Source organism: Paraburkholderia sp. (assembly GCF_004298475.1).
Lineage (GTDB): Bacteria > Pseudomonadota > Gammaproteobacteria > Burkholderiales > Burkholderiaceae > Paraburkholderia > Paraburkholderia denitrificans.
Genome location: NZ_SCRP01000002.1, coordinates 107378 through 127643, shown reverse-complemented (window position 1 = coordinate 127643; position 20266 = coordinate 107378). Strand labels below are relative to the sequence as shown.

The 20266-nt window shown below is 64.0% G+C and carries 19 protein-coding genes; 16 read left to right on the top strand and 3 right to left on the bottom strand.

The window, feature by feature from the left end; translation table 11 throughout:
• Positions 1 to 29: 29 nt before the first annotated feature.
• The 9 genes from rseP (at position 30) to EPN59_RS00685 (ending at position 9936) form a co-directional block, all read left to right on the top strand.
• Complete coding sequence (gene rseP / locus EPN59_RS00725) at positions 30 to 1406, top strand: RIP metalloprotease RseP (protein WP_293036885.1); 1377 nt, start codon at positions 30 to 32, stop codon at positions 1404 to 1406.
• Between the two features lie 66 nt (positions 1407 to 1472).
• Positions 1473 to 3779, top strand: coding sequence for an outer membrane protein assembly factor BamA (bamA, locus tag EPN59_RS00720; protein ID WP_293036883.1), 2307 nt, complete (start codon positions 1473 to 1475; stop codon positions 3777 to 3779).
• A gap of 93 nt (positions 3780 to 3872) precedes the next feature.
• Positions 3873 to 4409, top strand: coding sequence for an OmpH family outer membrane protein (locus tag EPN59_RS00715; RefSeq protein ID WP_293036904.1), 537 nt, complete (start codon positions 3873 to 3875; stop codon positions 4407 to 4409).
• A 17-nt stretch (positions 4410 to 4426) separates the two neighbouring features.
• Positions 4427 to 5503, top strand: coding sequence for a UDP-3-O-(3-hydroxymyristoyl)glucosamine N-acyltransferase (gene lpxD, locus EPN59_RS00710; RefSeq protein WP_293036881.1), 1077 nt, complete (start codon positions 4427 to 4429; stop codon positions 5501 to 5503).
• A gap of 238 nt (positions 5504 to 5741) precedes the next feature.
• A complete protein-coding gene (fabZ, locus tag EPN59_RS00705) occupies positions 5742 to 6209 on the top strand; it encodes a 3-hydroxyacyl-ACP dehydratase FabZ (RefSeq protein WP_293036879.1) in 468 nt (155 codons plus the stop codon).
• 70 nt (positions 6210 to 6279) lie between these two features.
• Positions 6280 to 7068, top strand: coding sequence for an acyl-ACP--UDP-N-acetylglucosamine O-acyltransferase (gene lpxA, locus EPN59_RS00700; protein WP_293036877.1), 789 nt, complete (start codon positions 6280 to 6282; stop codon positions 7066 to 7068).
• 3 nt (positions 7069 to 7071) lie between these two features.
• Positions 7072 to 8241, top strand: a complete 1170-nt coding sequence (gene lpxB / locus EPN59_RS00695) for a lipid-A-disaccharide synthase (RefSeq protein WP_293036875.1) — start codon at positions 7072 to 7074, stop codon at positions 8239 to 8241.
• A gap of 131 nt (positions 8242 to 8372) precedes the next feature.
• Positions 8373 to 9062: a ribonuclease HII gene (rnhB, locus tag EPN59_RS00690; RefSeq protein ID WP_293036873.1), complete on the top strand. Its 690-nt coding sequence runs from the start codon at positions 8373 to 8375 to the stop codon at positions 9060 to 9062.
• Positions 9063 to 9150: 88 nt separating this feature from the next.
• Complete coding sequence (locus EPN59_RS00685) at positions 9151 to 9936, top strand: RNA methyltransferase (protein ID WP_293045347.1); 786 nt, start codon at positions 9151 to 9153, stop codon at positions 9934 to 9936.
• Positions 9937 to 9994: 58 nt separating this feature from the next.
• Here EPN59_RS00685 and EPN59_RS00680 read toward each other — a convergent pair whose 3' ends face one another.
• The gene (locus tag EPN59_RS00680) at positions 9995 to 10810 is read right to left on the bottom strand and encodes a pyruvate, water dikinase regulatory protein (protein WP_293039201.1); all 816 of its coding nucleotides are present in this window, start codon (positions 10808 to 10810) and stop codon (positions 9995 to 9997) included.
• Between the two features lie 416 nt (positions 10811 to 11226).
• On the opposite strand from EPN59_RS00680, the gene ppsA reads away from it, so the two are divergent.
• The 3 genes from ppsA (at position 11227) to EPN59_RS00665 (ending at position 15249) form a co-directional block, all read left to right on the top strand.
• Positions 11227 to 13626, top strand: a complete 2400-nt coding sequence (gene ppsA / locus EPN59_RS00675; protein ID WP_293045345.1) for a phosphoenolpyruvate synthase — start codon at positions 11227 to 11229, stop codon at positions 13624 to 13626.
• A gap of 141 nt (positions 13627 to 13767) precedes the next feature.
• Entirely contained in the window at positions 13768 to 14229 is a 462-nt protein-coding gene (locus EPN59_RS00670) for an NfeD family protein (RefSeq protein WP_293045343.1), read from the top strand.
• A gap of 78 nt (positions 14230 to 14307) precedes the next feature.
• Entirely contained in the window at positions 14308 to 15249 is a 942-nt protein-coding gene (locus tag EPN59_RS00665) for a stomatin-like protein (RefSeq protein ID WP_293035514.1), read from the top strand.
• Positions 15250 to 15358: 109 nt separating this feature from the next.
• On the opposite strand, the gene smpB is transcribed toward EPN59_RS00665, so the two are convergent.
• Positions 15359 to 15805 carry an SsrA-binding protein SmpB gene (smpB, locus tag EPN59_RS00660; protein WP_293035513.1) on the bottom strand — a complete coding sequence of 149 codons (447 nt, stop codon included), beginning with the start codon at positions 15803 to 15805 and terminating at the stop codon, positions 15359 to 15361.
• Positions 15806 to 15910: 105 nt separating this feature from the next.
• Here smpB and EPN59_RS00655 point away from each other — a divergent pair, with 105 nt between their 5' ends.
• Together EPN59_RS00655 and EPN59_RS00650 are read left to right on the top strand one after the other, a co-directional pair.
• Positions 15911 to 16348, top strand: a complete 438-nt coding sequence (locus EPN59_RS00655; protein ID WP_293035512.1) for a type II toxin-antitoxin system RatA family toxin — start codon at positions 15911 to 15913, stop codon at positions 16346 to 16348.
• Complete coding sequence (locus EPN59_RS00650) at positions 16345 to 16677, top strand: RnfH family protein (RefSeq protein ID WP_293035511.1); 333 nt, start codon at positions 16345 to 16347, stop codon at positions 16675 to 16677. Before EPN59_RS00655 ends, EPN59_RS00650 begins: the two co-directional genes overlap by 4 nt.
• 107 nt (positions 16678 to 16784) lie before the next feature.
• Here the strand turns inward: EPN59_RS00650 and EPN59_RS00645 are convergent, their stop codons facing one another.
• Positions 16785 to 17804: a DMT family transporter gene (locus EPN59_RS00645; RefSeq protein WP_293035510.1), complete on the bottom strand. Its 1020-nt coding sequence runs from the start codon at positions 17802 to 17804 to the stop codon at positions 16785 to 16787.
• Between the two features lie 269 nt (positions 17805 to 18073).
• Here EPN59_RS00645 and guaB point away from each other — a divergent pair, with 269 nt between their 5' ends.
• Positions 18074 to 19534: an IMP dehydrogenase gene (guaB, locus tag EPN59_RS00640; RefSeq protein ID WP_293035509.1), complete on the top strand. Its 1461-nt coding sequence runs from the start codon at positions 18074 to 18076 to the stop codon at positions 19532 to 19534.
• A 6-nt stretch (positions 19535 to 19540) separates the two neighbouring features.
• Positions 19541 to 20215: a hypothetical protein gene (locus EPN59_RS00635; RefSeq protein WP_293035508.1), complete on the top strand. Its 675-nt coding sequence runs from the start codon at positions 19541 to 19543 to the stop codon at positions 20213 to 20215.
• Positions 20216 to 20266: the final 51 nt, after the last annotated feature.

Genomic DNA, 20266 nt, shown 5'->3' with positions numbered 1-20266 from the left:
CCGGCACGCCGCGCAAGCAGGAGGCGCATATGAACCTGCTCACTGAACTGGTGGCTTTTCTCGTGGCGATCGGCGTGCTCGTCGTCGTCCACGAATACGGGCATTACAGCATCGCGCGCCTGTGCGGCGTGAAGGTTCTGCGCTTTTCGATCGGCTTCGGCAAGCCGATCGTGCAATGGGTCAGCAAGAAGACCGGCACCGAGTGGACCATCGCGGCGCTGCCGCTCGGCGGCTACGTGAAGATGCTCGACGAACGTGAGTCGGACGAGCGCATTCCCGCGCACGAGCTCCCGCACGCATTTAACCGGCAGCCGGTCGGCAAGCGGATCGCAATTGTCGTGGCGGGCCCTGTCGCCAACTTCCTGCTGGCCATCGCATTGTTTGCGCTCGTGTTCGCGTCGGGCGTGAACGAGCCCGCGGCCATCGTCGCCGCGCCGCCCGCGCATTCGGCTGCTGCGCAGGCGGGGTTCCAGGGCGGCGAAAAAATCGTCTCTGTCACGAATGCGGACGGCAACGACACCCAGCCCGTGCGCTCATGGTCGGATCTGCGCTGGAAGCTGCTGGCGGCGGCATTCGATCACGGCCGCGTCGTGCTCGCGGCCCGCGACGGCGGCGGCACCTACGATTTCCCGCTTGATCTCGCCCAACTGCGCGGCAAGGACCTCGACGACGACTTCATGTCGCACCTCGGCCTCGAAGCCGGCGGCGGCACGCTGCAGGTCGCGGGCGTCGAGCCGGGCAGCGCGGCGGAGCGCGCCGGCATGCGCAAGGGCGATCATCTGCGTGCAATCGATGGCCGTCCTGTCGATAGTGCGGGCACGTTCATCTCGTATGTGAAGGCACATGCAGGCAAGCCGTTGCGTCTCGAAGTGATGCGCGGCAATGCCACCCAGCCGCTGATGCTGACGATTACTCCGGTTGGCCAGCGCGACGACGAGACCGGTGAGACAGTGGGCCACATCGGTGCGGCGCTGGCGGCACAGGCGCCTTCGGTGGAGGTGCGTTACGGGCCGATCGAGAGCGTGAAGCTCGGCGCCTATCGCACGTGGGAGATCGCGGTTTACTCGCTTCGGATGTTCGGCCGCATGATTACGGGCGAAGCGTCGCTGAAGAATCTATCGGGCCCGGTGACGATCGCCGATTACGCGGGCAAGAGTGCGCGGCTTGGGCCATCGGCATTCCTGTCGTTCCTCGCGCTTGTGAGCATTAGCCTCGGTGTGCTCAACCTGCTCCCAATTCCGGTATTGGACGGGGGGCATCTGTTATATTATCTGGTTGAAGCCGTAACAGGCAAAGCCGTGTCCGAGCGCTGGCAGCTCGTGCTGCAGCGTGCGGGTCTAGCCTGCATCGTCGCCTTGTCGGCGATTGCGTTGTTCAACGATCTGGCTAGGTTAATCCATTTTTAAAATGTCGGGCGGCTTCCGCGACGGGCTGCCTGACCTGATACAGCTATACATACCTGGGGAAGCACGTTGTTTAGACCTCATCGCTTGGTTCCAAAGACCGTTGCGGCCGCCGCGCTGGCCGCGCATGGACTGGTTGCTCATGCAGTAACTGCGCCGTTTGTGGTTCAGGATATCCGGATCGAAGGGCTGCAGCGCGTCGAGCCGGGCACCGTTTTCGCGTATCTGCCCATCAAACAGGGCGACACTTTCAACGACGACAAAGCTTCTGAGGCGATCCGCGCGCTTTACGCGACGGGCTTCTTCAACGACGTGAAGATCGCCTCCGAAGGCAACGTCGTTGTCGTGCAGGTTCAGGAGCGTCCGGCGATCGGCACGATCGACTTCGCGGGCATCCACGAGTTCGACAAGGACAACCTCACGAAGGCGCTGCATGCGGTCGGTCTCTCGCAGGGCCGCTACTACGACAAGTCGCTCGTCGACAAGGCCGAGCAGGAACTCAAGCGCCAGTACCTCACGCGCGGCTTCTACGCCGCCCAGGTGGTCACGACGGTCACGCCGATCGACAGCAATCGCGTCAGCCTGCTGTTCTCGGTGAACGAAGGCCCGAACGCGAAGATCCGCCAGATCAACTTCATCGGCAACAAGGCGTTCAGCAGCGGCACGCTGCTCGGCGAAATGCAGCTCTCCACGCCGAACTGGTTCTCCTGGTACACGAAGAACGACCTGTACTCGAAGGAAAAGCTCACGGGCGACCTCGAGAACGTGCGCTCTTACTACCTCGATCACGGTTATCTCGAGTTCAATATCGACTCGACGCAGGTGTCGATCTCGCCCGACAAGAAGGAAATGTTCCTGACGATCGGGATCCACGAGGGCCAGCCGTACACGGTGTCGGGCATCCAGTTGTCCGGCAATCTGCTCGACCGCGAAGCCGAGCTGAAGAAGCTCATCAAGATCCGGCCGGGCGATAAGTTCTCGGCCGAAAAACTGAAGAGCACGACGAAGGCTATCGTCGACAAGCTCGGTGAATACGGCTACGCGTTCGCCACGGTCAATGCGCTGCCGAAGATCGACCAGGAACACCATACGGTCGAACTCACGCTGCAGGTCGATCCGAGCCGCCGCGTCTATGTGCGCCGCGTCAACGTGATCGGCAACACGCGTACGCGCGACGAAGTCGTGCGCCGCGAAATGCGCCAGCTCGAAAGCTCGTGGTTCGACTCGAACCGCCTTGCGCTTTCGAAAGACCGCATCAATCGTCTCGGCTACTTCACCGACGTCGACGTGACGACGGTGCCCGTGGAAGGCACGGCCGACCAGGTGGACGTGAACGTCAAGGTCACGGAAAAGCCGACCGGCGCGATTACGCTGGGCGCGGGCTTCTCGTCGACGGACAAGGTGGTGCTCTCGGCGGGCGTGTCGCAGGACAACGTGTTCGGTTCGGGCAAGTCGCTCTCGTTGAACGTGAACACCGCGCAGACGTACCGCACGCTGTCCGTCACGCAGGTGGACCCGTACTTCACCGTGGACGGCATCAAGCGCATCACGGACGTCTACTACCGCACGTACCAGCCGCTCTACTACTCGACCGATTCGAGCTTCCGCATCATCACGGTCGGCGGCGATCTGAAGTTCGGCATTCCGTTCTCGGAAGTCGATACGGTGTTTTTCGGCTTGGGCCTCGAGCAGGACCGCCTCGACGTCGACGCTAACACGCCGCAGAGCTACCGCGATTACGTGAACCATTTCGGCCGCGTGTCGAACAACGTGCCGCTGACGATCGGCTGGTCGCGCGACTCGCGTGACAGCGCGCTCGTACCGAGCAAGGGCTATTTCACGCAGGCGAATGCCGAATACGGCACGCCGGCGGGCGGGACGGAGTACTACAAGGCTGACGTCCAGGCACAGTACTATTACTCGTTCGCGCGCGGCTTCGTGCTCGGCCTGAATATCCAGGGCGGCTACGGCAACGGCCTCGGCGGCAAACCGTTCCCGATCTTCAAGAACTACTACGCCGGCGGTATCGGTTCGGTGCGCGGCTATGAGCCGAGCTCGCTGGGTCCGCGCGACAAGTCGACGAACGACCCGATCGGCGGCTCGAAGATGGTTGTCGGCAACATCGAACTCACGTTCCCGCTGCCGGGCACGGGTTACGATCGCACACTGCGCGTCTTCACCTTCATCGATGGTGGTAACGTCTGGGGCACGGAAGGCAGCAGTATCGGCGCGAACGGCCTGCGTTACGCCTACGGTGCGGGCCTGGCCTGGATCTCGCCGATCGGTCCGCTCAAGCTGAGCCTTGGTTTCCCGCTCCAGAAACACACGGGCGACCAGTACCAGAAGTTCCAGTTCCAGATCGGAACGGCATTCTGACGGCGTGAACCATACGCTGTACGGCGAAGTCGTACAGCGGGTTGTGTAGCGAGCAGTATGGAAATCGGAATCCAGAGAAACGAGAGGATGACTTTGCTAACGGGTAAGTATTCAAGACGGGTGATCGGGGCCATGACGTTGTCGCTGGCGATGTTTGCTCTCGACGCGGGCGTAGCCCACGCGCAGGAGGCGAAGATCGCAGCAGTCAACTCTGATCGCATCCTGCGCGAATCCGTCCCGGCGAAGGCCGCGCAGACCAAGCTGGAGGCCGAGTTCGCCAAGCGCGACAAGGACTTGCAGGACATGGCGCAGCGTCTGAAGACGGTGTCCGAGTCGCTCGACAAGAGCGGCGTCTCGATGTCGGCCACTGACCGCGCGCAGAAGCAGCGCGATCTTTCGCAGCTCGACAGCGACTTCCAGCGCAAGCAGCGCGAATTCCGCGAGGATCTGAACCAGCGTCGCAACGAAGAACTCGCCGCGGTGCTGGAACGGGCGAACAAGGTGATCAAGCAGATCGCCGAGCAGCAGCATTACGACCTGATCGTGCAGGAAGCCGTCTACGTGAGCCCGCGTATCGATATCACCGACCAGGTGCTCAAGGCGCTCGCCGGCTCGTCGGTCAGCAATTAAGCAGGAGCAGGACACGTATGGCTTTTACGCTTGAGGAACTCACCGGGCGTTTCGGCGGCCAGGTGGTCGGCAACGCCGCGCAACGCGTCGGCTCGCTCGCGCCGCTCGATCAGGCCGGTCCGCAGCAGCTGGCATTCCTCGCCAATCCGAAGTATCTGGCGCAGGTCGAGACGACGCGCGCGGGAGCAGTGCTCATCAGCCCGGGCGACCTCGAGAAGCTTGCTTCGCGCGACGGCCGCAACTTCATCGTCACACCCAATCCGTATGCTTACTTCGCGCGCGTCGCGCAGGCGTTCATCGACCTCGCCGCGCCGAAGGTTCAACCCGGCGTTCATCCGGGCGCCAGCGTCGACGCTTCGGCACAGATCGCTGCGAGTGCGGTGATCGGCCCGAACGTGACGGTCGAGGCGGGCGTCGTAATCGGCGAGCATGTGCGTCTTGACGCGAACGTGTTCGTCGGGCGCGGCACGCGGATCGGCGCAGGTTCGCATCTTTACCCGGGCGTCACCATCTATCACGGCTGCCGCATCGGCGAGCGCGCGATCGTGCACGCAGGCGCGGTGATCGGCTCGGATGGTTTCGGATTTGCGCCCGATTTCACGGGCGAGGGCGAAGCGCGCACGGGCAGCTGGGTCAAGATTCCGCAGGTCGGCGGCGTGTCGATCGGCCCGGATGTCGAGATCGGGGCCAATACGACGATCGATCGCGGTGCAATGGCCGATACGATTATCGAAGAATGTGTGAAGATCGATAACCTCGTGCAGATCGGCCATAACTGCAAGATCGGCGCGTATACGGTGATCGCAGGCTGTGTCGGCATTGCCGGCAGCACGACGATCGGCAGGCATTGCATGATTGGCGGCGCGGTGGGTATTGCCGGGCACGTGACGCTCGCCGACTACGTGGTCGTCACGGCGAAATCGGGGGTTTCGAAGTCGCTGACGAAGGCCGGTGTGTACACGAGCGCCTTCCCGGCGGTCGACAACGCCGACTGGAACAAGAGCGCCGCGCTGCTGCGCAACATCGACAAGTTGCGCAATCGTATCCGGGCGCTCGAGGCAGCGCTTCCCGCGAAGCCGCAAGGCGACGCGTAACGCGTAACGACAGGTAACCCGGGCGCGGTGCCTTACGGGTAAAACCAGGGGTACAAGCAGGGGTACAACACGACCGGCGTCTTTCGTCAGGCGCCGGTTTTTTGCGTGCCGGACCGCGCTCCGGGCAGATCCGCATGCCGCGATCCGCGGGGCTGGCGCATACTGCGCGTCAGCGCCAGGCCACCGGCATCGGCATTCGCAGTCATCTTCGCGCAATTCCAGCGTGAGCAGAAATACCATGAACATCGAAAAACTCAACTTCGACATCCACAAGATTTTCACGCTGCTGCCGCATCGCTACCCGTTCCTGATGGTCGACCGGGTCATCGAGCTCGAGCCGCACAAGAGCATCAAGGCGTTGAAGAATGTGACGGTCAACGAGCCGTATTTCACGGGCCATTTCCCCACGCGCCCGGTCATGCCCGGCGTGATGATCCTCGAAGCGCTCGCGCAGACGGCCGCGCTGCTGACGTTCTCCGAACAGCAGCAGGATTTCGCGAACACGCTGTACTACTTCGTCGGCATCGACGGCGCGCGCTTCAAGCGCGTGGTCGAGCCGGGCGACCAGCTGATCCTGAACGCCACGTTCGAGCGCTACATGCGCGGCATCTGGAAGTTCAAGGCGCAAGCCGAAGTGGACGGTGTCGTCGCGTGCGAAGCAGAGCTCATGTGCACCGTGAAAAAAATGGATGCGGACGTGCAATAACGCGCACCGCGGGGTGCCGTCGCGCGTCGCGTGATGCGCCGGCAGATAACAGAATCGGAAGCAAAGACGAATGAGCAGGATCCATCCCACCGCGATTGTCGAACCCGGTGCGCAAGTTGACGAATCGGTCGAGATCGGAGCGTACGCGGTCGTGGGCGCGAACGTGAGCATCGGTGCTCGCACGATCGTCGGGTCGCATACCGTGATCGAAGGTCATACGACGATCGGCGAGGACAACCGCTTCGGCCACTTTGCGGCGATTGGCGGCCGCCCGCAGGACATGAAGTACAAGGGCGAGCCGACGAAGCTCGTGATCGGCAACCGCAATACGATCCGCGAATACACGACGGTGCATACGGGCACGGTGCAGGACACCGGCGTCACGATCGTCGGCGACGACAACTGGATCATGGCCTACGTGCACGTAGGCCACGACTGCCGCCTCGGCAGCAACGTGATCATGTCGAGCAACGCGCAGCTCGCGGGCCACGTGATCGTGGACGACTACGCGATCGTCGGCGGCATGACCGGCGTGCACCAGTTCGTGCGCATCGGCGCGCATTCGATGGTGGGCGGCGCATCGGCGCTCGTGCAGGACGTGCCGCCGTTCGTGGTCGCCGCGGGCAACAAGGCCGTGCCGCATGGCGTCAACGTCGAAGGCCTGCGCCGCCGCGGCTTCTCGCCCGATGCGATTTCGGCGCTGCGCTCGGCTTATCGCACGCTCTACAAGAACGGCCTGTCGCTCGAAGAGGCGAAGGTCCAGCTCGCGGAACTGGCGGAGGCGGGCGGCGACGGCGATGTCCACGTCAAGGCGCTGATCGCGTTCGTCGAGCAGTCGCAACGCGGCATCATCCGCTAGCCAATGGTCCTGCAAGCCCGTCCCCTGCGTGTTGCGATGGTCGCCGGCGAACCGTCCGGCGATCTGCTGGCGGCCTCGCTGCTCGCCGGCCTCACGGAACGCTTGCCTGATTCGACGCAGTACTACGGAATCGGCGGGCCGCGCATGTCGGCTGCCGGTTTCGACGCGCACTGGCCGATGGAAAAGCTCACGGTGCGCGGCTACGTCGAGGCGCTCAGGCACATCCCCGAAATTCTGCGCATTCGCGGCGAGCTGAAGCACCAGTTGCTCGCCTATCCCCCCGACGCGTTTATCGGCGTCGATGCCCCCGACTTCAACTTCGGCCTCGAGCACGCGGTGCGCGCGGCGGGCATTCCCACGATTCACTTCGTGTGCCCGTCGATCTGGGCGTGGCGCGGCGGACGCATCAAGAAGATCCAGAAGTCGGTGGATCACATGCTGTGCGTATTTCCGTTCGAGACGGCGATACTCGAAAAGGCGGGCGTTTCAGCGTCGTACGTGGGCCATCCGCTCGCCGACGAGATTCCGCTCGAACCGGACGTGGCAGGCGCGCGCCGCGCGCTGGGCCTGCCCGAGAGCGGGCCGGTGATCGCCGTGCTGCCGGGCAGCCGGCGCTCCGAAATCAACCTGATCGGCCCGACCTTCTTCGACGCCATTGCGCTCATGCAGCAGCGCGAACCGGGTCTGCGCTTTGTGATGCCGGCAGCGACGCCGGCGATCCATGCGCAACTGCAGGAACTCGCGAGCACGCGCAACAACCTTGCGTTGACGATCATCGACGGCCAGTCGCAGCTTGCGATGACGGCTGCCGATGCGATCCTCGTGAAGAGCGGCACCGTGACGCTCGAAGCGGCGCTGCTGAAAAAGCCGATGGTGATCTCGTACAGGGTGCCCTGGCTTACCGGGGAGATCATGCGCCGCCAGGGTTATCTGCCGTACGTGGGCCTGCCGAATATTCTGGCGGGCCGTTTCGTCGTCCCCGAGATCCTCCAGCACTTCGCGACGCCCGAGGCGCTCGCCGACGCCACGCTCACACAGCTGCGCGACGAGGCGAACCGGCGCACGCTCACGGAAATTTTCACCGAGATGCATCTGGCGCTGCGCCGGAACACGTCGCAGCGCGCTGCCCAGGTTGTGGCGGAAATCGTTGAGCGCCGCAGAGGGCGCTCATGATGGACGACGCGACCGGGCGGGCGCGCAAGCCGGCGGCCAAGGGGGCTGCGAAAGTTGCTGCAAAAGCTGCAACGAAAGGCGCAACAAAGGCTGCACCGAAAGCGCAATCGTCGGCGGCGGCAAAGCGCGCAATGCGTCTGGCGCAGGCGCAACAGGCTGGGTTGCTGTTCGATTCGCCCGACGACATCGTCTGCGGCGTGGACGAGGCCGGACGCGGTCCGCTCGCCGGACCTGTCGTCGCGGCAGCGGTGATTCTCGATCCGGCCCGGCCGATCGCCGGGCTCGACGACTCGAAAGTGCTGACAGCCAGGACCCGCGACGCGCTTTACGATCTCATCGTCGAGCGCTCGCTCGCGTGGTGCGTCGCGTCGGCGACGGTCGAAGAGATTGACACGCTCAATATCCTGCAGGCGACGATGCTCGCGATGCGGCGTGCGGTCGTGGGGCTCAGCGTGACGCCGACGCTCGCGAAGATCGACGGCAACCGCTGTCCGGTGCTGCCTGTGCGCAGCGAAGCTGTCGTTGGCGGCGATGCGCTGGTGCCGAGCATTTCGGCGGCGTCGATCATTGCGAAGGTCACGCGTGACCGCATGCTGGTGGAATTGCACGCGTCGTATCCGGCGTATGGATTCGACGTGCACGCGGGTTACGGCACGCCGCAACATCTCGCCGCGTTGCGCAAGCACGGTCCTTGCGAGCATCATCGCCGCTCGTTTGCGCCGGTGCGCGAGGCTTATGCGCTGCATGGCGTCGCGGCGACCCGCACGGTGGCCGCGAGTCGATCCGCCGATCCGCTCGACGACGCTTTCGCGCCGGTTTGATGTGGCCGCGCGTGTGCTCTGAGCGCCGCATCGCGCGGCGCGTTTTTCTTTTCCCGAATTCCTTTTATTCAGATCGCCAGGCCCGAACGTGAAAGCCATTACGTCACGCGACAATCCGCTCTACAAGCATCTGAAAGCGCTGGCTGGCTCGACGCATCAACAGCGCAAGAGCGGCCAGGCTCTGCTCGAAGGTTTCCATCTGGCGAGTGCCTGGCTCGACGGCGGCGGTCAGCCGGAATATTGCGTCGTCACCGACGGTGCGCTCGCGCACGAAGAGGCGCGTGCAATTGTTGCGCGCGTCGACGACCGGCGCGTGATCACGCTGCCCGATGCGCTGTTCGGCCAGCTTTCGAACGTCGTGCACGGCGTGGGGATGCTGCTCCTCGTCGACACGCCCGAGGCCATCTTGCCGCAGCGCGTGCTGTCGACCTGCGTGGTGCTCGATGGCGTGCAGGATGCGGGCAACGTCGGCTCGATCCTGCGCAGCGCGGCGGCGGCGGGGATCGACAAGGTGTTCTGTACGCCGGGCACGGCCTACGCGTGGTCGTCGAAGGTGCTGCGCTCGGCGATGGGCGCGCATTTCCTGCTGGAAGTATTCGAGGACGTCGAGCCCGGCACGCTGGCCGACATGCTGGGCGTACCCGTCGTCATCACGGATTCGCACGGCGCGCAGGCCATCGACGAATGCGATCTCACGGGGCGGGTCGCCTGGGTGTTCGGCAACGAAGGGGCGGGCGTGTCGCAGGTCTGGCGCGATGCGGCTGCGCATCGCGTGACGATTCCGCAGCCGGGCGGCATGGAATCGCTGAATGTCGCGGCAGCCGCGGCCGTTTGCCTCTTCGAGCAATGCCGCCAGCAGCGCCGCGCGCGCTGACGCCGGGTCCGGCCATTCCAGCCGGCCACCCGGGCCGGCTGCAGCCTGTTGCCGCGTATCAGTAAGCCGGCTTGTCGAGCCGGACTTCCTGCAGGATCGTCGTCGCGATCTCCTCGATCGACTTGTGCGTCGACGAGAGCCACTTGATCCCTTCACGCCGCATCATCGCTTCCGCTTCGTTCACCTCGAAACGGCAATTCTCGGGCGCTGCGTACTTGCTGCCCGGGCGCCGCTCGTTGCGGATCTCGGCGAGGCGATGCGGGTCGATCGACAGCCCGAAGATCTTCTGACGATGCGAGAGCAGTGCCGTCGGCAGCTTGCCGCGCTCGAAGTCTTCCGGAATCAGCGGATAGTTCGCCGCCTTCACGCCGTACTGCATGGCGAGATAGAGGCTCGTCGGCGTCTTGCCGCTGCGCGACACGCCCACGAGGATCACGTCGGCGTCCGCGAGATTGCGGTTCGACTGACCGTCGTCATGCGCGAGCGAGAAGTTGATCGCCTCGATGCGGTTCTTGTATTCGTCCGTGTCGGCATTCTGGTGGCCGCGGCCCATCGCGTGGCTCGACTTCAGCTCCAGTTCCTGCTCCAGCGGCTCGACGAAGGTCTGGAACATGTCCAGCACGAGTCCGTTCGCACGCTTGACGATCTCGTTCGAATTGCTGTCCACGAGCGTCGTGAACACGATCGGACGGCGGCCTTCGTGAACGGCGGCTTCGTTGATTTTTTCGGCGGTCGCGTAAGCCTTGTCCGTCGAGTCGACGAACGGAACGCGCACGAGACGGAATTTCTGGTCGAACTGGGACAGGATGGAATGCGCGAAGGTTTCGGCGGTGATTCCGGTACCGTCGGAGACGATGAATACGGTGGGCGGCATTGACTGAAGCAGGGTACGTACGTTGCGATTGGACAACTGGGAGACGGACGGAACACCCGGGTCGCGTCTGTCGGAATATTCCGGGGCGCGATTCGGACCGACTGGCACATTTTCGGATGTCGGCACGGTAGAATAGCGGCAACCTGTTGGATAAGCAATTGCAGCACAACCACGCCAAACCGCAGCCAATGTGGCTGATTCTGGTGTCAACTTGCAGCGATTCCGTCTAACTTCGCGTAATCGCATGCATATCCCTGCTTTCCTGCTGCTGGATTCGGACTGCGAATCCGGGCTGCGGCAGCCCGGGCGATTGCTTCTCCAACAGGTTGCGCAAGACGCGGATCCGCTTCCAATGAGCGCCCCGTGTTCGAGCCCACTTGCGCAATCGTGAATTTTTTTCACACTTAGGGGCTTGTATGACTAACACCGTTGCTAAGGACCAGGCATATGTAGTGCCTTTCGAGCAGTTGCGGATGACTGATGTCGAGATCGTGGGCGGCAAGAACGCCTCGCTCGGCGAGATGATCAGCCAGTTGGCCGAGGCCGGCGTGCGCGTGCCCACGGGCTTCGCGACCACCGCGCTCGCGTTCCGCGACTTTCTGAAACACAACAACCTGACCGAGCGGATCGCTGCGCGTCTGGCTTCGCTCGACGTCGACGACGTCAAGGCGCTGGCCGAAGCGGGCAAGGATATCCGTCAATGGATCGTCGACGCGCCGCTGCAGCCGCAACTCGAAGCGGACATCCGCGCCGGTTTCGAAAAGCTCCAGAACGGTTCGCCGGCTGAGCTGTCGTTTGCCGTGCGTTCCTCGGCGACGGCGGAAGACCTGCCCGACGCATCGTTCGCCGGCCAGCAGGAAAGCTACCTGAACGTCGTGGGCATCGAGGACGTGCTCGACCGCCTCAAGCACGTGTTCGCGTCGCTCTACAACGACCGCGCCATCTCCTATCGCGTCCACAAGGGCTTTACCCACGCCGAAGTCGCGCTGTCGGCTGGCGTGCAGCGCATGGTCCGTTCGGACGTCGGCGCCGCGGGCGTCATGTTCACGCTCGACACGGAATCGGGCTTCAAGGACGCCGTGTTCATCACGTCGAGCTACGGCCTCGGCGAGACCGTCGTGCAGGGTGCGGTGAATCCGGACGAGTTCTACGTCTTCAAGACCACGCTCGCGCAGGGCAAGGCCCCGATCATCCGCCGCTCGATCGGCTCGAAGCTCATCAAGATGGAATTCACGCAGCCGGGCGAGCCGGGCCGCGTGAAGACCGTCGACGTCTCCCACGAAATGCGCAACCGCTTCTCGATCACCGATGAAGACGTGATCGAGCTGGCGAAGTACGCCGTCATCATCGAGAAGCACTACCAGCGTCCGATGGACATCGAGTGGGGCAAGGACGGCCGCGACGGCAAGATCTTCATCCTCCAGGCGCGCCCGGAAACCGTGAAGAGCCAGGCCGCGGGAAAGGTCGAGCAGCGCTTCAAGCTCAAGGGCCAGTCGCAGGTGCTCACCACGGGCCGCGCGATCGGCCAGAAGATCGGTGCGGGCCGCGTGAAGGTGATTCACGATCCGTCCGAAATGGAACGCGTGCTGCCCGGCGACGTGCTGGTCGCCGACATGACCGACCCGAACTGGGAGCCGGTGATGAAGCGCGCAGCGGCGATCGTCACGAACCGCGGCGGCCGGACCTGCCACGCAGCGATCATCGCGCGTGAACTGGGCGTGCCGGCGGTCGTGGGTTGCGGTGACGCGACCGACACGCTCAAGGATGGCGCGCTCGTGACCGTGTCGTGCGCCGAAGGCGACGAAGGACGCATCTACGACGGCCTGCTCGAAACGGAAGTCAGCGAAGTGCGCCGCGGCGAGCTTCCGGCGATTCCCGTGAAGATCATGATGAACGTCGGCAACCCGCAGCTCGCGTTCGACTTTTCGCAACTGCCGAACGCCGGCGTGGGCCTTGCGCGTCTCGAGTTCATCATCAACAACAACATCGGCGTGCACCCGAAGGCGATCCTCGAGTACCCGAATGTCGATGCCGACCTGAAAAAGGCCGTGGAAAGCGTTGCGCGCGGCCATGCGTCGCCGCGTGCGTTCTACGTCGACAAGCTGACCGAAGGCATCGCCACGATCGCGGCGGCGTTCTATCCGAAGCCCGTGATCGTGCGTCTGTCGGACTTCAAGTCCAACGAGTACAAGAAGCTGATCGGCGGCTCGCGCTACGAGCCGGACGAAGAAAATCCGATGCTCGGCTTCCGCGGCGCCTCGCGTTACATCGCCGAGGACTTCGCGCAGGCGTTCGAGATGGAGTGCCTCGCGCTCAAGCGCGTGCGTGAAGAGATGGGCCTCTCGAACGTCGAAATCATGGTGCCGTTCGTGCGCACGCCCAAGCAGGCGGAGCGCGTGATCGGCCTGCTCGATAAGTTCGGCCTGAAGCGCGGCGTCAATGGCCTGCGCCTCATCATGATGTGCGAAGTGCCGTCGAACGCGATCCTCGCCGAAGAGTTCCTGCAGTTCTTCGATGGTTTCTCGATCGGCTCGAACGATCTGACGCAGCTCACGCTGGGTCTTGACCGCGATTCGGGCATGGAACTGCTCGCTGCCGACTTCGACGAGCGCGATGCGGCCGTCAAGTTCATGCTCAGGCGCGCGATTGAAACGTGCCTGCGCCTGAACAAGTATGTCGGCATCTGCGGCCAGGGCCCGTCCGATCACCCGGACTTCGCCGAATGGCTCGCCAGGGAAGGCATTGCTTCGATGTCGCTGAACCCCGACACGGTCATCGATACGTGGCAGGCGCTCGCCAAGGCGCAGGCGAAGTAACGATCGAGTCATCACCGCACGTCGCGTCCCGCGCGAAATGTGATGCTGCTCCGTGCGGGTTTCTCGCCGTACGGAAAAAAGTGTCAGCTTCGTGCTATAACACCCCGGTCATGCCGGGGTGTTTTACTTTGGGAGGCTGAAGTGGGTCCACATGGTTTGTTCTGGTGGGTCGGCGCGGGCGTGCTGATCGTTGCCGAATTGATGACGGGCACGTTCTACCTGCTGATGATCGCGCTCGGCTTCTTCGCCGGTGTGCTCGCCTACGGGCTGGGTGCGCCGCTCGATCTGCAACTGGGCATTGCGGCTGCCGTCGCGCTGACCGCCATGATCGTGCTGCGGCGCTCGCGCTTCGGGCGGCGCAAGCGCAGGGCGGACGCGTCGAGCGATCCGGGCGTGAATCTCGACATCGGCGAACCGGTGACCGTGACCGGCTGGCAGGACCGCCGCGCGCGCGCCATGTATCGCGGCGCCGAATGGGACATCGAACTCGCGCCCGGCGAGCCCGAAGATGCGCGTCTCTATGAAATCAAGTCCGTGCGCGGCAGCTGCCTGATCGTCGCCGCGCGGCGGGGCGAGGAACTCAAAGGCGCGCGGCACGCATGAGCCGTCGTGCCTGACGTGAAGCGCCGTACCGTTTCATTCGCAGTCCATCGCATTTATCGAAGGATAAGGAGATCATCAATGCAAGTTCCAGTCGTCGGCCTGATTCTGCTCGTGATCGTCATCGTGGTGGTTGCGCAGACCGTCAAGATCGTGCCGCAGCAACACGCGTGGGTCGTCGAGCGGCTTGGCCGCTATCACGCGACGCTCACGCCGGGCCTTTCGATCGTGCTGCCGTTCGTCGATCGTGTGGCGTACAAGCACGTGCTCAAGGAAATTCCGCTCGATGTGCCAAGCCAGGTCTGCATCACGCGCGACAACACGCAGTTGCAGGTGGACGGCGTGCTGTACTTCCAGGTGACCGATCCGATGAAAGCGTCGTACGGATCGAGCAACTATGTCTTCGCCATCACCCAGCTTTCGCAGACCACGCTGCGCTCCGTGATCGGCCGCCTCGAACTCGACAAGACCTTCGAGGAGCGCGACTTCATCAACCACAGCGTGGTGTCGGCGCTCGACGAGGCCGCATCGAACTGGGGCGTAAAGGTGCTTCGCTACGAGATCAAGGACCTCACGCCGCCGAAGGAAATTCTTCACGCGATGCAGGCGCAGATCACCGCCGAGCGCGAAAAGCGCGCGCTGATCGCTGCGTCGGAAGGTCGCAAGCAGGAGCAGATCAACCTCGCGTCGGGTGCGCGTGAAGCCGCGATCCAGAAGTCGGAGGGCGAGAAGCAGGCCGCGATCAACCAGGCGCAGGGTCAGGCGGCCGCGATTCTCGCCGTGGCGGAAGCGAATGCACAGGCGATCCAGAAGATCGGTGCGTCGATCCAGGCGCAGGGCGGCATGGACGCGGTCAATCTCAAGGTGGCCGAACAGTATGTCACGGCGTTCTCGAATCTCGCGAAACAGGGCAACACGCTCATCGTGCCAGGCGACATGAGCGATCTGAGCACGATGATCGCTTCGGCGATGACGATCGTGAATCGTGCGGGCGTACGCGAGCAGCAGGTGAAGGGCGCCTGAAGGTCACTTGAACGGCGCCTGAGCATTGCAAAGCGCCGGTAAACTGAAAACGGGCCGCAAAAGCGGCCCGTTCGCGTTGCAGGGCGCGGTTCCGGAAGCGCCCGGCCGCTCAGGTCGGCGTGCGCATGAGACGCGCTTTTTCGCGTTCCCAGTCGCGCTTTTTCTCGGTTTCGCGCTTGTCGTGCAGCTTCTTGCCCTTCGCGAGGCCGATTTCGCACTTCACGCGGCCGCCCTTGTAGTGGAAGTTCAGCGGCACGAGCGTGTAGCCGCGCTGCTCGACCTTGCCGATCAGCTTGTCGATCTCTTCGCGATGCAGCAGCAGCTTGCGGGTGCGGACCGGGTCGGGGTTGATGTGCGTGGACGCCTCGGGCAGCGGGCTGATATGCGTGCCGATCAGAAACAGTTCGCCGTCCTTGATCACGACGTAACCTTCCTTGATCTGGCCGCGCCCCGCGCGCAGCGACTTGATCTCCCATCCTTCGAGCACGAGTCCCGCCTCGTAGCGCTCTTCGATGAAGTAATCGAAGAACGCCTTTCTGTTGTCGATGATGCTCATGAGGAAATGGAAAAGGCCCAACTCGTTTAAAATCACGATTTTAGCAAAGCGGGCCCACGAAAGCCCGATACGCTTTTATAACCCTCGCCACGCGTTGCGCAATCTATGGCAGATGTCCAGAAAACCGTGCTGATTCGCCATTCGGCGGAACAGATGTTCGACCTCGTCACCGATGTCGACGATTACCCCAATTTCCTGCCGTGGTGCGGTGGCGTCGAAGTCCACCAGCGGGACGAGAACGGTATGGAGGCGAAGATTCATATTAATTTCAAGGGCATCAAGCAGCATTTCGCCACGCGCAATACGCAAAAGCGCCCCGAGCGCATCGACATGAACTTCGCCGACGGGCCGTTTCGCAAGTTCACGGGCTACTGGCGCTTCACGCCGCTGCGCGCGGACGCCTGCAAGATCGAGTTCGCGCTGCATTACGAGTTTGCTAACGTCATCCTCGAGAAGATCATCGGGCCGGTGTTCCATCACATCGCGAACACCTTCGTCGACACCTTCGTGAAGCGCGCCGACCAGCGCTACGGCAAGCCATGAGCGCGAAAATCACCGTCGACGTCTGCTATGCGCTGCCTGACGCGCAGACGCTCATCGCGGTCGAGTTGCCGTCCGGCGCGACCGTCCAGCAGGCCATCGACGCGAGCGGCATCGCCGCGCGCCATCCGGAGATCGACCTCGCGACGCTCAAGGTGGGGATCTACGGCAAGCTCAAGCCGCTCGACGCCACGCTCGCCGACCACGACCGCGTCGAGATTTATCGTCCGCTGATCGTCGATCCGAAGGCCGCGCGGCAGCGCCGCGTCGACAAAACCCGCAAGGCGGGCTCCGTGGAAGGGCGCAAGTGGCTGCACAAGGATTCACGCTGAAGCGCTGAATCCGCGAAAATCCGCGCAAATATATGAACAGAACGGACCGCAACGGCGCGAGCGTAGTTGCGGTCCGTTCTGCTTGGCATCCGCGCATGGTTGCGCCGTTACGCCGCGTTCCCGTGCCGTTCGCTGTGGCCCTCGTCGTGGTGACCAACGGCGGGGACGATGCCGTCGCCGTGCGCGGTTTCCTCCGGTCCGCCCGCATGCTGCCGCACCGACCAGCTCACGCCCGCGACGAGCAGCACGATGGCCGCGATTTCGAGCCCGCGAGGCAGACGGTGGTCGTAGATGAAGCCGTAGAGCAGGGCGAACAGCGTCTCGAAGACGATCATCTGCCCCGAGAGCGTGAGCGGCAGCCGTTTGGCGGCGGCGTTCCAGAGCCCGTTGCCGAGCCACGACGCGCCGATCGCGAGGACGAGGTTCAGTTGCCAGAACGACGTCCAGCGCGAGGGCGACACGGCCTCCTGCACCGTGCCCGACGGCATGGCGAGAATCGCGAGCCACAGCAGCGCGCCGAGCGCGCCCGTCACCACGCCCCACAGCACCGACCACTCGTTGCCGCTGAAATGCGCGTTGCGATGCAGGTAACGGGCGTTTTCGACGGCAAACCACGTCCAGCAGACCAGTGCGCCGACCGCACAGCCGAGGCCCGTGATCTTCGTGAGCGTGCTGGCGTGAAGACCGTCGCTGGCGCCTGCTGTGAACACGTCGACGTTGATGCAGACGATGCCCGCCGCGATCATCGCGAGCGGCCAGACGAGGCGCGCAAGCGGCACCGCGCCGTGATCGCGCCGGCCGAGCAGGGTTACGGTGACCGGCAGCACGCCGACGATCAGCGAAGCAGGCGCGATGCCGACCATGTGGATCGCGTTTGCGAGAAAGAGGTAATAGAGCAGGTTGCCCATCAGCGCGAGCTTGACGAGCGCGACGAGGTCCTCGCGCGTGAGGCGCGGCCACACGCGGCGCAGCATGGGCACGAGCGCGGCGAGGGAGACGAGGCCGTACATGACGTAGCGGCCCGCGCTCAGGAGCAGCGGCGAGAAATCGGCCAGCTGGCGGGGCACGACGAACACGGTTCCCCACAATGCACCGGCGAGAACGCCGTACAACACACCACGCCGCATCTTCGAAAACTCCGGAACGATCAGATTGAATCAGACTGAGACTGGCTTCGAGCTTAGCCCGTGCACTGCGCATCAGTCTTGTTCAATCCTGCAACGCGGCGGTTTCCGGTTCAGCGCGCCGGGCGCCGCAAAGGGCCGGACCGGTGCGCGCGCACGCGCGCATCCCCGGCCCCGGAGTTTTCCTGGAATCATCGCTAACCTACTGTTGATACTGATGATTTCCAGGGCGCTATCCCGTATAATCTGCTTTTGCGCCTATAGGATTTGCCATGCGTCTGATCCAGAAAGCACTCACGTTCGATGACGTGCTCCTCGTTCCCGCCTTCTCCGACGTTCTTCCGCGCGACACCAGCCTCAAGACACGGCTGACCCGCAATATCTCCCTGAACATTCCGCTCGTCTCGGCCGCGATGGATACGGTCACCGAAGGCCGTCTGGCAATCGCCATGGCGCAGCAGGGCGGCGTCGGCATCGTCCACAAGAACCTCACGCCCGCCGAGCAGGCGCGCGAAGTCGCGAAGGTCAAGCGCTTCGAATCGGGCGTCCTGCGCGATCCGATCACGATTCCGCCGCAAATGCGCGTGCGCGACGTGATCGCCCTGTCGCAGCAGCATGGCATTTCGGGCTTCCCGGTGGTCGAGGGCGCACAGCTCATCGGCATCGTCACGAATCGCGACCTGCGCTTCGAAACCCGTCTGGACGAACCCGTGCGCTCGATCATGACGCCGCGCGAGCGTCTCGTCACCGTCAAGGAAGGCACGCCGCTCGCCGAAGCCAAGGCGCTCATGCACAGCCACCGCCTCGAGCGCGTGCTGGTCGTCAACGACGCGTTCGAACTGCGCGGTCTCATGACCGTGAAAGACATCACCAAGCAGACCGAGCACCCGGCCGCCTGTAAGGACGAGCACGGCAAGCTGCGCGCGGGCGCGGCGGTCGGCGTGGGTCCCGACAACGAAGAGCGCGTCGAGCTGCTGGTCCAGGCCGGCGTCGACGTGATCGTCGTCGACACGGCGCACGGCCATAGCAAGGGCGTGCTCGAGCGCGTCCGCTGGGTCAAGCAGAACTTCCCGCACGTCGAAGTGATCGGCGGCAACATCGCCACCGCCGACGCGGCGCGCGCACTCGTCGAGTACGGCGCGGACGGCGTGAAGGTCGGCATCGGCCCGGGCTCGATCTGCACGACGCGTATCGTCGCGGGCGTGGGCGTGCCGCAGATCAGCGCAATCGCGAATGTCTCGGACGCGCTGAAGGGCACCGGTGTTCCGGTTATCGCCGACGGCGGCGTGCGCTACTCGGGCGACGTCTCGAAGGCGCTCGCAGCGGGCGCGAACGCCGTGATGATGGGCAGCATGTTCGCGGGCACCGAAGAATCGCCGGGCGACGTGTTCCTGTATCAGGGCCGCCAGTACAAGTCGTATCGCGGCATGGGTTCGGTGGGCGCGATGAAGGACGGCGCCGCGGACCGCTACTTCCAGGACAACTCGGCGAACATCGACAAGCTCGTGCCGGAAGGTATCGAAGGACGCGTGGCGTACAAGGGCTCCGTCAATGCGATCCTGTTCCAGCTGATCGGCGGCGTGCGCGCTTCGATGGGCTACTGCGGCTGCAGCACGATCGACGAAATGCACGAGAAGGCCGGGTTCGTCGAGATCACGTCGGCGGGCATGCGCGAATCGCACGTGCACGATGTCCAGATCACGAAGGAAGCGCCCAACTATCACGTGGACTAATCGCCCATGAAGCTGCTGCTGCGCGTTGTACTGATTGTCGATGCGTTGATGCTGCTGGGCTTCGGAGCGCTGTTCCTGCTGACTCCGTGGACCTCGCTGTACGACGCGCTGCAACTGGTGCAACCGCAGCCGGCATTCGTCGGGCAGGTGCTCGGCGTGACGCTGCTGGGTTTGTCGTGGCTCGCGCTGCGCGCCGCATTCGATGGCGCAATGACGGTGCCGGTCGGGCGCGTAGCCGGTCACATCGACTGGATCAGCGGCGTGCTGATGCTGGTCTGGTTGATCGGGCTGCACAAGCCGCAGCTGACGGCCTTCGGCCAGTTGATTGCTGGCGGCGTGGGTGCGTGGCTGATCGTGATCGGGTTCGGCGCTGTGCGGCTTGCCGGTGCGGTCCGGCGGCGCGAGAAAGCACAAGCGCAGGCACAGACACAAACGCAGACGGCAGAAACCACGGCGACGCGGCGTGGCGCAAAGAGCGAGCCGCGGCGGGAATCGGTGACTTATGCAGAGCCGGTTTTTTCGGGCGCAGTGTCGGCGAGCGGCAGCGCGCAGGCTCAGGCAGCGCGCCCGCAGCCTGCGGCCGGGGACGCTGCGCAGCGCACCGCGCTGTCTGCCGAGGAGGCCCGTCTGGCGGCCCGCGATGAGGCGGCCGATGCGCCTCGGCCACCGCTGCATGGCTGAGCCGTGCCAGCACCCGGCAGCCTTGCGTCCGACCTGTGGCGCACGAAAAAG